The sequence below is a fragment of the Glutamicibacter soli genome (assembly GCF_052322135.1).
Taxonomy (GTDB): Bacteria; Actinomycetota; Actinomycetes; order Actinomycetales; family Micrococcaceae; genus Glutamicibacter; species Glutamicibacter soli.
The window spans coordinates 124211-136432 of the sequence record NZ_CM125969.1; the positions used below are offsets into that span (position 1 = coordinate 124211).

Here is a 12222-nt window from a genome sequence, read left to right on the forward strand (position 1 = left end):
CCATCGCTCAGGAGGGGAGCCTGACGCCTTCCGGGTCGGCAACCGCCAAGCCGTCCTTGAGCAATCCCGCCAGCGCCCGCTCGCGCTGCTCCAGCGGGGATTCGAGCTTGCCCAAAGCGACATACATCGCGTGGGTTTGCGCAGAAAGATCCGCCAGGAACGTCGTCTCCGGCACCGGATCTTCGTGCTCGCGCAGGATTGCCATGATGGCCCCGCGCACCTGGCGGTCCGTGCCGTGCCAGGCCTGCCCCTTGGGGGTGTAGTGCGGTTCCGGCCTTCCTGCAGTGATCCAGGCGCAGTCATCGAAGACCGGGCACAGCTCGCACTTGGGGCTGCGTGCGGTACAGACCAGCGCGCCGAGCTCCATGACGGATATGTTCCAGAGGTTCGCCTCCCGGCGGTCGTCCGGCTGCACCTCGCGGGCCCGGGCGAACTCGCTGGCGCGGGGGTTGGGTTCGGGCAATGCCATGCCGCCGAACACCCTGGCCTGGACGCGGCGGATGTTCGTATCAACCACCACGGTAGGCTCGCCGAAGGCGAAGCAGGCGATGGCAGCTGCGGTGTAGTCTCCCACTCCGGGCAGCGCCCGCAGTTCGGCTTCGGTCTGCGGCACCTGGCCGTTGTATTCGGTGGTGATCTCAACCGCCGCGGCATGCAGCCGCTGGGCGCGGCGCGGATACCCGAGCCTGCCCCAGGCTTTCAATGCCTCGGACAGCGGTTCGGCCGCCAGATCTTCAGGAGTTGGCCAGCGTTCCATCCACTCTTCCCAGACCGGAAGCACCCGCACCACCGGAGTCTGCTGCAGCATGAATTCACTGACCATGACTTCCCACCCGGTGACCCCGGGGCGGCGCCATGGCAGGTCGCGTTGGTTGTTCAGGTACCAGTGATTGATCTTCTCGTGAATTTGCTGCACCCATCCACTCTAAGTCAGCTGATTCACGGTGCAGAACCGCTGGATATCACACGGTGCGGGCGTGCAATGAACTAGCCTTAAGCCATGAGCAACACATCCGGGGGCAAGCCATCGGCCCGCGTCTATCGGCGCCGGCGCATCACCGTGGCTGTTTTGGCTCTCGTGCTTGTCGGACTCATCGTCTGGGGCGTCACCGCGGTCGTCGGAATGTTCGGCGCAGACGACGAACCCAAGGGGGCGAACCCGACCCCTGTCGAAGCTTCGCCCAATGCCTCCGAGCCCTCCGGGGAAACGGAATCCAACGCCTGCAAGGCCGGGGAAATCACCATTACCGCATCCACCGACAAGCAGTCCTACGCCTCGGAAGAGGACCCGGTGCTCACCCTGGGAATCGAAAACACGTCCAAGCGCGACTGCGAGCTGAATGTCGGCACCAGCCAGCAAGAATTCCTGATTTCCAGCGGCTCGGACAGGATCTTTTCCACGGTCGACTGCCTGAGCAACGGCGAAGACGTCGTGCTGGCTTTTGCCGCCGGGCAGAAGGAAAGCGCGAAGTTCACCTGGAACCGCAACCGCTCCGCCCCGGGCTGCAAGGCGGTCAACGCCAAACCGCTGCCGGGAACCTACAAGTTCACCGCGGCGATCGGCGAGATGACCAGCGACCCGACGACATTCGTGCTCAAGTAGCCGACCGCCCGGCGCGAGCCTAGATGTAGCGGTCAAGCAGCGAGGACTCGGCCATGCGCGCAAGTCCCTCGCGGATCGAGCGGGCACGCTGCTCGCCCACGCCCTCGATCTCCATCAGCTGGCTGGTCGACGCGGCCATGAGCAGCTGCAGGTTGTCGAAGGACGCAACCAGGCGCTCGCCGATGGCCTTGGGCACCGTGCGGATCTGCGACAGCAGGCGGTACCCCTTGGGGGTGAGCGTATCTTCCTGGTCTGCTGTCGAATTCGGGAACAGGATCTTGGTCAGCGCCTCGGGCTCGATCAGCTGGGCATCGGAAATCTCGTGCAGCTTCTCCAGCGCCGCCTCGATGTCCAGTTCCTGCCCCTCGGCGTGGGAGTAGTCGCGCAGCAGCAGCTGGTTGTCCACCTGGATGCCGGCCAGCAGCTCGGTGTGCTGGGAGGCCAGCAGGCGGCCGTCCGCGCCGAGCTCGAGCACTGAACGGGAAATTTCTTCGCTGGTGCGGCGCAGCATCTCAGTGCGTTGCAGCACCGCCAGCACCTCGCGCACCGTGGCGGTGTCCTCGATCTCCGCGGCGGACAACGCGCTGGTCACCTGGTCGAGCCGGTGGCGGTAGCGTTCGAGGGTGGCAATCGCCTGGTTGCCGCGCGCCAGCAGGCGTTCGGCCGGCTCGAGCACATGGCGCTCGCCGGCGGCGTAGAGGGTAATGGTCTGCATCGACTGCGACACCGAAATCACCGGGAAACCGGTCTGCACCGCGACGCGTTCAGCGGTGCGGTGGCGGGTGCCCGATTCCTGGGTCTCGATGGCCGCATCCGGCATCAGCTGCACCCCGGCCTGCAGGATCTGGCGGGCCGAGGCGTCGAGGATGATCGCGCCGTCCATCTTGGCCAGCTCGCGCAGGCGGGTGGGGGTGTAGTCCGTGTTGATCCGGAAACCGCCCGAGCAGATGGATTCGACCTCCTTGTCGTGCCCCAGCACGATCAGCGCGCCGGTGCGCCCGCGCTGGATGCGTTCCAGCCCTTGGGCCAGCTCGGTGCCCGGGGCGATCCGGGCCAGGGTGGAGAGTAGTTCGGGGGCGGGATGCGATTTCAACGTGCGTCCTTTCAACGGGCAGCAGCTCCCATTTTATCGTGTGGGCTTCTGCCTCTGGTTGAACGCGATATCCAGGGCCTGGGCAATGTTCTCCACCTGGAAAACGCGGATGCCGTCCGGGATGTTCTTCAGCGGCTCGGGTGTCGCCGGGGCCATGGCGAAGGAGAAGCCCAGACGCTGGGCCTCGGTGATGCGCCGCGCGATTTCCGGAACCTGGCGGACCTCGCCGGCCAGCCCCACCTCGCCGAAGGCGACGAAGTCCTGCGGCAGCGGGAACTCGTTCAGCGAGGAGGCCAGTGCCAGCGCGCAGGACAGATCCGCGGCCGGCTCGCTGATCTTCACCCCGCCGACCGTGGCGATGTATGAATCCATGGAGGACAGGTCCATGTGGGCGCGGGCCTGCAGCACCGCGACCACCATCTGGGCGCGCGCCGCATCCAGCCCGCTGGTGGCACGCCGCGGGGCTGGCCCGCTGCCGCGCGAGAGCAGGGTCTGCACCTCGGCGACCAGCGGCCGCCGGCCTTCCAGCGTGACCGTGATGCAGGTCCCCGGAACCGGGTTCCGGGTGCGGGTGACGAAGAGCTTGGAGGGGTCGGTCAGCGATTCGATGCCGTCCTCGTTCAGGTCGAAGCAGCCGACCTCGTCCGTTGCCCCGTAGCGGTTCTTCAATGCGCGAAGTATGCGCAGGCGGGAATGCTTCTCCCCGTCGAACTGGCACACCACGTCAACCAGGTGTTCCAGCAGGCGTGGACCCGCCACCGAGCCTTCCTTGGTCACGTGCCCGACCATGATGGTGGTCATGCCGCGGGTCTTGGCCGAGTTGATGATGGAGGCCGCCACCTCGCGCACCTGGGAGACGCCGCCGGCTGCGCCGTCGACCTCTGCGGAGGAGAAGGTCTGCACCGAGTCGAGGATGAGCAGCTGCGGGTTGATCTCCTGGATCTGGCCCAGCGCCAGCGAGAGGTCGGTTTCGGCCGCCAGATAGAGGTTGTCCGCGACGGCATTGATGCGCTCGGCGCGGGACTTCACCTGCGCTGCGGATTCCTCGCCGGTCAGGTAGAGCACCTTCAGCCCGGTGTGGGCCGCCTTGGCCGCGACGTCCAGCAGCAGCGTGGACTTCCCGACCCCGGGCTCCCCGGCCAGCAGGATGGCCGCGGCCGGCACCAGGCCGCCGCCCAGCACGCGGTCAAGTTCCGAGACCCCGCTGGGCCGGAAGGCGGCTTCTGAGCCGTCGATCTGGGCAATGGGCTTGGCCGGATGCGCGACCTTTGCCGCGGGGGCGGTGCGCGCGGAGACCACACCGACCTCTTCCACGGTGCCCCAGGCCTGGCATTCGCCGCAGCGTCCCACCCATTTAACCGTGGTCCAGCCGCATTCGGAGCACTTGTAGCTCGCGGTGGATTTGCTGCGCGTGGAAGTTTTGGCCATGGGTTAATGCTAGCGACCGGCTAGGACAACTTGGGCAGCACCTCGATGGCGGCCTCGTGGTCGCGTCCGGCGGCTTCCAGCAGATCCACCAGCATCGGGCGCAGCAGTAGCACCAGTCCTTCGCCCTGCAGGCCCTCGACACCCAGCGCCCGCGGGTCGAGCTGCGCGGCGGCGGCCTCCAGCTGGCTGCGGGCGCCCTTCTCGAACTTGCGCTGACCGGCCAGATTCGGCTCGCGCACCGAGTGGGCCAGCGCATTGATACCTTCGGAGATCTCGCGCAGCAGCGGCGCCAGGCTGGCGGATCCTTCCGGGGTCAGCGCGCTGTTGCTCAGCACCGAGGAAAGCCTGCGGGCGAAAACACGGGCGTTGCGGGCGGCCCAGTCGTAGTGGTTGAAGCGTTCGGAGAGCCGGGTGAGCTCCTCGCGGTGCCGCCGCCCGGCCGGGGAGAGCATCGCGATTTCCTGGGCCGCCCTGAACGCTCCGGGCAGCTGGTCCAGGTGCTTTTGGGTGGCGCGGGCCTTGATCAGCGCGTGGAACGCCGCCCGGCGGTCGTCATCCCGGATCGCCCAGGAGCATTCGAGCATCGCCTCGGAGAGCTCCTTGAACAGTTCCGAGAGCGCTGCCACCGGGGTGCGGCGCGGGTCCGAGGGCCACAGGATGATGATCAGCAACGCCAGCACCGAACCGGTCAACGCGTCCAGGGACCTGGAGAACGGCCCGTCCACGCTGATCGGCAGCAGCACCACCAGCGCCGACTGCATACCCAGCTGGGTGGAGAAGATCGGGCCCGAGTCCAGATAGCGGGCCACCACCAGGCTCAGCGACATCACCACCGCCGCCTGCCAAATGCCCTGCCCGAGCAGGTGCATCAGCGTATCGCCCAGGGCCACGCCCAGGGTGCACCCGAGCGCCACCTCGGCGGTGCGGCGGATGGTGGTCGCCCCGCCGAAGCCCAGCGAGATCAGTGCGCTGGTCGCCGCGAAGATCGGCTGGGTATGCCCCAGCATCGTGTCGGCCACCCAATAGGCGCCGACCGCGCCGAGGGTCATGCGGATGATCCGCGGCAGGGAGTTCCCGGCGCGGGCCAGCCCGGCGGCGTTGCGCCGGGCCAGGAAGTTCACGAGGTCTCGGCGATTGCTGCCGGAGGTGCGAGCGGTGGCCATGAGCCTAGTCTTTCATGAGCCGCGCAGGCTCCCGGGGCAGAGACACAGCAGATGCGGTGATCAGGATCACTGCAAGTTAAAGGCGTTGTTAACCTTTCGTTCACCTTCGCTGGGGGATCTGGTTACTTTGGCTCCTTAGCCTCGTAAGTGAAGCGGGACAAATGACCGCTGAAGGTTCAGATTCTTATCTACCGACTCTTATGGGGAGTAACTCTCGTGAAGCTCAATCGTCTTGGCAGTGCAGCTGCTGTTCTTTCCGTCGCAGCTCTCGCACTGACCGCTTGCGGTTCGGACAACCCGACCGGCGCCGGCGCGTCGGCATCGGGCGAAGCCCCGGCCGCCAACGCCGAAGTCACCGGCACCCTGACCGGCATCGGCGCGTCGAGCCAGAAGTCGGCCATGGAAGCCTGGATCACCGGCTTCAAGGCCGAAAACCCGCAGGCCAACGTCCAGTACTCGCCGGACGGCTCGGGCGCCGGCCGCAAGGCCTTCCTGGCCGGCGGCGCGCAGTTCGCCGGTTCGGACGCCTACCTGAAGCCTGAAGAGGCAGAAGAGGCCAAGCAGGTCTGCGGCCCGGACGGCGCATTCAACGTCCCGGCCTACGTTTCCCCGATCGCCGTGGCCTTCAACCTGGATGGCGTGAAGGAGCTGAACCTCGACGCGGCCACCATCGCCAAGATCTTCAAGAAGGAGATCACCACCTGGAACGATGAGGCCATCGCCAAGCAGAACCCGGACGCCACCCTGCCGGACACCGCGATCACCGTGGTGCACCGCAATGACGAGTCCGGCACCACCGAGAACTTCGTGGAGTACCTGAAGGCCGCCGCAGGCGACGTGTGGACCTACGACGTCTCCGGCGACTGGCCATCGGACATCCAGTCGGAGAACGCCAAGGGCACTTCCGGCGTGGTCTCCACGGCCGGCTCGACCGACGGCGCCATCACCTACGCCGACTTCTCCGCGGTGGGCGACCTGTCCGCCGTGAACGTCAAGGTCGGCGACGAGTACACCAAGATTTCCTCCGAGGCCGCAGCCAAGGCCCTGGAGACCGCGACCCCGGTCGAGGGAGCCGCCAAGAACGACCTGGCCCTGGACCTGGAGCGCGACACCACCGAGGCCGGCACCTACCCGATCGTGCTGCTCTCGTACCACATCTTCTGCACCACCTACAAGGACCAGGCGACCGTTGACCTGGTGAAGGCCTTCGGCAACTACGTCGTCTCGGCCGACGGCCAGAAGACCGCTTCGGAATCGGCCGGCAACGCCCCGCTGTCGGCCAGCATGGAAGAGAAGGCAGCGGCTGCCATCGATTCCATCACCGTCGCCAAGTAGCACCCCGCCGGGAAACCGGCATCCGGTGTGGGCGGGCAACCGCCCACACCAAACCCCCTCCACCCCCGCAGCGCAAGCTGCAACACCCCTCCAATATCCGTAAAGGCTTAAGCCAATGACTACCAATGCTTTGACGAGCAAGTCATCGACTTCCGGCCGCGCCGGGGACAAGATCTTCTCCGGCGCCGCGCTCGGCGCCGGTGTACTGATCCTGATCACCCTGTTCGCGGTGGCGGTCTTCCTGCTCATCCAGGCCCTGCCGACGTTCTTGGCCGATCCGGCCGATATTTCCGGCGGCGCCGGCTTCTTCTCCTACATCGCTCCGATCATCGTCGGAACCGTCGTCGCAGCGGCCATCGCCCTGCTGATCGCCACCCCGGTCGGACTGGGCGTGGCGCTGTTCATCTCGCACCTGGCCCCGCGCCGCATCGCCGGCCCGCTGGGCTACGTGATCGATCTGCTGGCCGCCATCCCGTCGGTCATCTACGGCGCCTGGGGCTACATGGTGCTGGCCCCGGCGCTGGTTCCCGGCTACGACTGGCTGGCCACCAACCTGGGCTTCATCCCGATCTTCGAAGGCCCCGCCAGCCAGACCGGCAAGACCATGCTCACCGCCGGCATCGTGCTGGCAGTGATGGTGCTGCCGATCATCACCTCGCTGTCGCGCGAAATCTTCCTGCAGACCCCGAAGCTGCATGAGGAAGCCGCCCTGGCCCTGGGCGCCACCCGCTGGGAAATGATCACCACCGCAGTGCTGCCCTTCGCCCGCCCAGGCATCATCTCAGCCACCATGCTCGGCCTGGGCCGCGCACTGGGCGAGACCATGGCAGTGGCACTGGTGCTCTCCACCGGCAACCTCATCCCGTCGCTGATCAAGTCCGGCAACCAGACCATTGCCGCCGAGATCGCGCTGAACTTCCCCGAGGCCTTCGGGCTGCGTCTGGCCGAGCTCATCGCCGCCGGCCTGGTCCTGTTCCTGATCACCCTGGTCGTGAACATGATCGCCCGGGCAATCATCGCCCGCCACAAGGAATTCTCCGGAGCCAACTGATGAGTGCCATGACTACTTCCGAACGCAGCAACACCACGACGCAGCCGACGCCTCCGAGCCGCAAGCGCAATTCGCTGGCCAAGGGCAAGCTGCCCAAGTGGGCCATCCCGGCCATCGCCGGCGGCTCGATCATCCTCGGCGCGGCGGGCTCCACGCTGACCGGCTTCCACGTGGCGAGTTTCGCCATCTACTCCGCAGTCATCTTCCTGATCGCCGCCTCGGTGGCCACCACGGTGGTGGAGGGCAAGCGCCGCGGCAAGAACGCGACCTGGACCTACCTGATCTACGCTTCCTTCATCCTGGCGCTGATCCCGCTGGCCTCGGTGCTCTACACCGTGCTGGAAAAGGGCCTGCCGGGCATGAACATGCACTTCCTGTTCAGCTCCATGAACGGCGTGACCGGCGCGGTCGACAACCAGACGGTCGAAAACGGCACCCCGGTGCTCGGCGGCGCCTACCACGCGCTGATGGGCACCTTGCTGATCACCCTGTGGGCCACCGTGATCTCGGTGCCGGTGGGCATGCTCACCGCCATCTACCTGGTCGAGTACGGCAAGAACGGCCCGCTGGCCCGCGCCATCACCTTCTTCGTCGACGTGATGACCGGCATCCCGTCCATCGTCGCAGGCCTGTTCGCCGCCGCCTTCTTCGGCCTGATCCTGGGCCCGAACTCGCGCATGGGCATCGTCGCGGCCGTCGCCTTGAGCGTGCTGATGATCCCGACGGTGGTCCGCTCCACCGAGGAAATGCTCAAGATCGTCCCGAACGAGCTGCGCGAGGCTTCCTACGCGCTGGGCGTGCGCCGCTGGCGCACCATCCTGAAGGTGGTCATCCCAACCGCGATCTCCGGCATCGCCTCCGGCGTGACCCTGGCCATCGCCCGCGTCATCGGCGAAACCGCCCCGATCCTGGTCACCGCCGGCATCGCCAGCAACATCAACCTGAACGTGTTCGCCAACTGGATGTCCACGCTGCCCACGTTCATCTACTACCAGATCATGACGCCGACCAGCCCGACCAACGTCGACCCGTCGATCCAGCGCGCCTGGGCAGCTGCCCTGCTGCTGATCCTCATGGTCATGGCGCTGAACCTGGCCGCCCGGCTGATCGCCAAGCTCTTCGCTCCAAAGAAGGGCCGTTGAGCCAGCGCTCCGGCCCTCGACACCCCAAGAATTTTCAAGGATAAACACCATGGCAAAACGCATCGACGTCAACGACCTGAACGTCTACTACTCCAAGTTCCGCGCAGTTGAGGGCGTGTCCATCAACATCGAGCCGAAGTCGGTCACCGCCTTCATCGGCCCGTCGGGCTGCGGCAAGTCCACCTTCCTGCGCACCCTGAACCGCATGCACGAGGTCATCCCCGGCGGCCGCGTCGAGGGCGAGGTCCTGCTGGACGGCGACGACCTGTACGGCCCGGGCGTCGACCCGGTGACCGTGCGCAGCCAGATCGGCATGGTCTTCCAGCGCCCGAACCCGTTCCCGACCATGTCCATCAAGGACAACGTGCTGGCCGGCGTGAAGCTGAACGGCAAGAAGATCTCCAAGTCCGACGCCGACGCGCTGGTGGAGAAGTCGCTGCGCGGCGCGAACCTGTGGAACGAGGTCAAGGACCGCCTGGACAAGCCGGGCTCGGGCCTCTCCGGCGGCCAGCAGCAGCGCCTGTGCATCGCCCGCACCATCGCGGTGAAGCCCGACGTGATCCTGATGGACGAGCCGTGCTCCGCCCTGGACCCGATCTCCACCCTGGCCATCGAGGACCTGATCAATGAGCTGAAGAACGACTACACCGTGGTGATCGTGACCCACAACATGCAGCAGGCCGCACGCGTCAGCGACAAGACCGCCTTCTTCAACATCGCGGGCACCGGCAAGCCGGGCAGGCTCATCGAGTACAACGACACCGCCGCCATCTTCTCCAACCCGGAGCAGAAGGCCACCGAAGACTACGTCTCAGGACGCTTCGGATAAAGATTTCGTCTACCGCCTGCCGTCAGCAGGCCGGTAGGTGAACCGGAAGGGGGGTCTTCCGGGGATCCTGGAGGGGATCACCGCCAGCGGCGCACCGAAAGGTGCGCCGCTGGTTTTTAAACCTTGATGTAAAGCAACCTTGACTGTAAAGGAAGCTTAACTATAGATTGATGCCACGAGGAAGAACCGACAGGAGGAAGAGCGATGACCGAGATCAAGAAGTCGGCCTGGGGCCGCATGCGTTCGGGCGGGAACACCCGCACACTGCTTTTGCTGAGCTTCGGAGGAGGCCTGGCCGCCGCGCTGGGTGTTGCCGCGCTCGTTGCCGCCGCGGGGCCCGAGGAGCGGTTCCTTGCCACGTTGCTGGCCTTCGGGTTCAGCTTCTGGCTCCCGTTCTCCGCGCTGCTCTGGGTGCTGCTGGTTGACCGCGGGACCATGCGCGACGCGCCGCGCAACGTCGAGGACTCGGTGGAATACCGCTGGAGCGAACGCGCTTCGGCAGGGGTGTTCCGCGACATGCTGGTGCTGCTGGGTGCGGGCGCGGCTGTGCTCAGCGTCTTGGAGGTCGCCATCGACCTGACGCTGCGCTGGCCGCTGCACCTGGTGCTCGCAGGCCTGGTGGTCCTGGCGATGGTGGATTTCGGCATCCGGATGCAGCTGAGCAAGGGGGCTGAGGGCTAGTGCGCAATTCACTGGCCGAACGGCGCAAGGACAGGGGATTGTCGCAGCAGGCGCTCGCCGACGAGCTGGGGATCTCGCGCCAAAGCATCATCTCCTTGGAGAAGGGCCGCTACGACCCCTCGTTGCCGCTGGCGTTCAAGCTGGCCGCGCTGTTCGGGTGCCCCATCGAGGACTTGTTCACGCCGGATCCGGACTAGCCCGGCCAGTCGCCGGGAAAACCGCTAGAACAGCGGGCTGATGGCCAGCGTGAGCACCGCGCCGCCGAAGACGCATACCACGGGCGTCAGTACCCAGTGCCAGGCCACCCTGGCGACATTGCGCCAGAAGACCGACTCGAAGGCCTGGTTCTTGCCGGCGCCGACGATGCCGCTGGTGACGGTCTGGGTGGTGGACAGCGGCAGATGGAAGACCAGCGAGCCGACGAACAGCATGATGGCGGAGACGCCCTGGGCGATCATTCCGCGCATCGGGTCGAAGTTCACCAGGCGGCGTCCCAGCGTGTGGGTGATGCGCCAGCCGCCCAGCAGCACGCCGAAGGACAACGCGGCGCCGGCGGACAGCTGGATGGCCCAGGTGACCGGCCCTGGGTCCATGGCGTCCCCGGTGATCAGCACCAGCGCGATCAGCGCGCCGGTGCGCTGGCCGTCCTGCAGGCCCAGCCCCAGGGCCGAGGCGCAGGCGGTGACCGCTTGGCCGGCGCGCGAGACCTCGTTCACGGTGCGCGAGGTGTCGTGCCGAACCAGCCACATCGCCGGGATCACCACCAGGTACGACAGGGTGTAGGCGATGATCGGGGAGATCAGCAGCGGCAGCAGGACCGAGCCAACCAGCAGCGCCCAGGCCCCGGACATCGACGCATCCCCCATGAAGGCCGCGGCGCCGCTGGCGCCCACCAGGGCGGAGAGCAGCGAATGGGTCGAGCTCATGGGCAGGCCGCGCCACCAGCAGTAGAGCCCCCAGGCACCGGCCGTCAGCAGGCCGCAGATCACCAGCTTCAGCCCGTCGATGCCGTCCGGGACGTTGAAGTTCAGCGCGTCGACCAGCGCGGTGCTCAATCCCGAGGTGGCGATGGTGCCGAGGAAGGCGAAGAACGATGCCACCACGACGGCCACCACCGGGGTCAGCGCCCTGGTGCGCACCGCGGCGGCCACCGCTGTGGAGGCGTCCCTGAAACCATTGAGCACGGCGTAGCCCAGGGTCAGGACCACCGCAACGGCGGTAAGGGACGAAATAACGGTCATGGGTCTTAGGACTCCTTGACCAGCACGCGGCCCAGGTGATCGGCGAACTGGCGCAGGGTGTTGGCGGTGAGCATCAGGTGGTCGGCCACGCGCTGGTGGCGGTGGATGGTGCTGGCCTTGGAGAAGCCCGCGATTTCATCCACCCACACCAGGTGGGTCCTCGCCGCGCGTTTGGAGGACTGCACCATCTGCAGCCAGTTGTCTTCCAGGTCGTCCAGGTTGCCAAGGTGCTGGACGGAGTCGGAGGCCAGGTCGGCCAGCTGCGAGATGAGCTCGAGCTGCTCTGAGGAGCGCTCAGAAAGCGGGGTGGTGCCGATGTTCATGATCAGCTCTCCGGTGCCGCGCAGCTGTTCCATGGTTTCGTGCAGCAGCCTCGAGAGCGTGTACATGTCCTCGCGGGGCAAGGGGCTGATGTAGCTGGTTCGCAGGTGGGTCAGCACCGCGTGGACCAGGTCGGAGGCCTCGGCCTCCGCCGCGGCCAGGTCGCGCAGCTGCTGGGGGCGCCCCTCGGGGTTGCCGATCATCTCGGAAACGCTGGCGACCGAGCGTCGAATCGTTGCGGCGAGGTCGCGCAGCAGCTCAATGCCGCGCGAGGCTGAGGGAAAAATCTGGAACTTCACTTTGTACGGCGCACCATTCGACTAGGGCATGCGGGC

Annotated in this window: 13 protein-coding genes; 7 read left to right on the forward strand and 6 right to left on the reverse strand. The window is 66.5% G+C overall.

Annotated features, from left to right (window positions below):
• Positions 1 to 7: 7 nt before the first annotated feature.
• The gene (locus tag ACTX90_RS00595; RefSeq protein ID WP_047117662.1) at positions 8 to 916 is read right to left on the reverse strand and encodes an iron-sulfur binding domain-containing protein; all 909 of its coding nucleotides are present in this window, start codon (positions 914 to 916) and stop codon (positions 8 to 10) included.
• Between the two features lie 84 nt (positions 917 to 1000).
• Here ACTX90_RS00595 and ACTX90_RS00600 point away from each other — a divergent pair, with 84 nt between their 5' ends.
• Positions 1001 to 1603, forward strand: a complete 603-nt coding sequence (locus ACTX90_RS00600; protein ID WP_047117663.1) for a hypothetical protein — start codon at positions 1001 to 1003, stop codon at positions 1601 to 1603.
• Positions 1604 to 1622: 19 nt separating this feature from the next.
• Here ACTX90_RS00600 and disA read toward each other — a convergent pair whose 3' ends face one another.
• The 3 genes from disA to ACTX90_RS00615 are packed head-to-tail and all read right to left on the reverse strand — an operon-like array spanning position 1623 to position 5287.
• On the reverse strand, positions 1623 to 2696 hold the full coding sequence (gene disA, locus ACTX90_RS00605) for a DNA integrity scanning diadenylate cyclase DisA (protein WP_047117664.1): 1074 nt from the start codon (positions 2694 to 2696) through the stop codon (positions 1623 to 1625).
• 33 nt (positions 2697 to 2729) lie between these two features.
• The gene (gene radA / locus ACTX90_RS00610; RefSeq protein ID WP_047117665.1) at positions 2730 to 4124 is read right to left on the reverse strand and encodes a DNA repair protein RadA; all 1395 of its coding nucleotides are present in this window, start codon (positions 4122 to 4124) and stop codon (positions 2730 to 2732) included.
• Positions 4125 to 4144: 20 nt separating this feature from the next.
• Positions 4145 to 5287, reverse strand: a complete 1143-nt coding sequence (locus ACTX90_RS00615) for an FUSC family protein (RefSeq protein WP_047117666.1) — start codon at positions 5285 to 5287, stop codon at positions 4145 to 4147.
• 216 nt (positions 5288 to 5503) lie between these two features.
• On the opposite strand from ACTX90_RS00615, the gene pstS reads away from it, so the two are divergent.
• The 6 genes from pstS to ACTX90_RS00645 all read left to right on the forward strand — a co-directional run bounded on the left by pstS (position 5504) and on the right by ACTX90_RS00645 (position 10522).
• Positions 5504 to 6622: a phosphate ABC transporter substrate-binding protein PstS gene (pstS, locus tag ACTX90_RS00620; protein WP_443442684.1), complete on the forward strand. Its 1119-nt coding sequence runs from the start codon at positions 5504 to 5506 to the stop codon at positions 6620 to 6622.
• A 115-nt stretch (positions 6623 to 6737) separates the two neighbouring features.
• The gene (gene pstC, locus ACTX90_RS00625) at positions 6738 to 7673 is read left to right on the forward strand and encodes a phosphate ABC transporter permease subunit PstC (RefSeq protein ID WP_047117668.1); all 936 of its coding nucleotides are present in this window, start codon (positions 6738 to 6740) and stop codon (positions 7671 to 7673) included.
• Positions 7673 to 8815, forward strand: coding sequence for a phosphate ABC transporter permease PstA (gene pstA, locus ACTX90_RS00630; protein WP_082123726.1), 1143 nt, complete (start codon positions 7673 to 7675; stop codon positions 8813 to 8815). The genes pstC and pstA overlap by 1 nt, the downstream gene beginning before the upstream one ends.
• A 49-nt stretch (positions 8816 to 8864) precedes the next feature.
• Positions 8865 to 9644 (forward strand): phosphate ABC transporter ATP-binding protein PstB, encoded by a 780-nt coding sequence (gene pstB, locus ACTX90_RS00635; protein ID WP_047117669.1) that lies wholly within the window; start codon positions 8865 to 8867, stop codon positions 9642 to 9644.
• A gap of 204 nt (positions 9645 to 9848) precedes the next feature.
• The gene (locus ACTX90_RS00640) at positions 9849 to 10325 is read left to right on the forward strand and encodes a hypothetical protein (protein ID WP_113608008.1); all 477 of its coding nucleotides are present in this window, start codon (positions 9849 to 9851) and stop codon (positions 10323 to 10325) included.
• Positions 10325 to 10522, forward strand: a complete 198-nt coding sequence (locus ACTX90_RS00645) for a helix-turn-helix transcriptional regulator (RefSeq protein ID WP_047117670.1) — start codon at positions 10325 to 10327, stop codon at positions 10520 to 10522. The genes ACTX90_RS00640 and ACTX90_RS00645 overlap by 1 nt, the downstream gene beginning before the upstream one ends.
• Before the next feature lie 24 nt (positions 10523 to 10546).
• Here ACTX90_RS00645 and ACTX90_RS00650 read toward each other — a convergent pair whose 3' ends face one another.
• Both ACTX90_RS00650 and ACTX90_RS00655 read right to left on the reverse strand, forming a co-directional pair.
• On the reverse strand, positions 10547 to 11566 hold the full coding sequence (locus ACTX90_RS00650; RefSeq protein ID WP_047117671.1) for an inorganic phosphate transporter: 1020 nt from the start codon (positions 11564 to 11566) through the stop codon (positions 10547 to 10549).
• 5 nt (positions 11567 to 11571) lie between these two features.
• Entirely contained in the window at positions 11572 to 12186 is a 615-nt protein-coding gene (locus ACTX90_RS00655) for a hypothetical protein (RefSeq protein WP_047117672.1), read from the reverse strand.
• Positions 12187 to 12222 lie beyond the last annotated feature (36 nt).

Bases quoted from the DNA above. Each gene is read 5' to 3' on its own strand.
- ACTX90_RS00615 (WP_047117666.1), bottom strand. From the start codon at position 5,287: ATGGCCACCGCTCGCACCTCCGGCAGCAATCGCCGAGACCTCGTGAAC.
- pstC (WP_047117668.1), top strand. From the start codon at position 6,738: ATGACTACCAATGCTTTGACGAGCAAGTCATCGACTTCCGGCCGCGCC.
- ACTX90_RS00640 (WP_113608008.1), top strand. From the start codon at position 9,849: ATGACCGAGATCAAGAAGTCGGCCTGGGGCCGCATGCGTTCGGGCGGG.
- ACTX90_RS00650 (WP_047117671.1), bottom strand. From the start codon at position 11,566: ATGACCGTTATTTCGTCCCTTACCGCCGTTGCGGTGGTCCTGACCCTG.
- radA (WP_047117665.1), bottom strand. From the start codon at position 4,124: ATGGCCAAAACTTCCACGCGCAGCAAATCCACCGCGAGCTACAAGTGC.
- pstA (WP_082123726.1), top strand. From the start codon at position 7,673: ATGAGTGCCATGACTACTTCCGAACGCAGCAACACCACGACGCAGCCG.
- pstB (WP_047117669.1), top strand. From the start codon at position 8,865: ATGGCAAAACGCATCGACGTCAACGACCTGAACGTCTACTACTCCAAG.
- ACTX90_RS00600 (WP_047117663.1), top strand. From the start codon at position 1,001: ATGAGCAACACATCCGGGGGCAAGCCATCGGCCCGCGTCTATCGGCGC.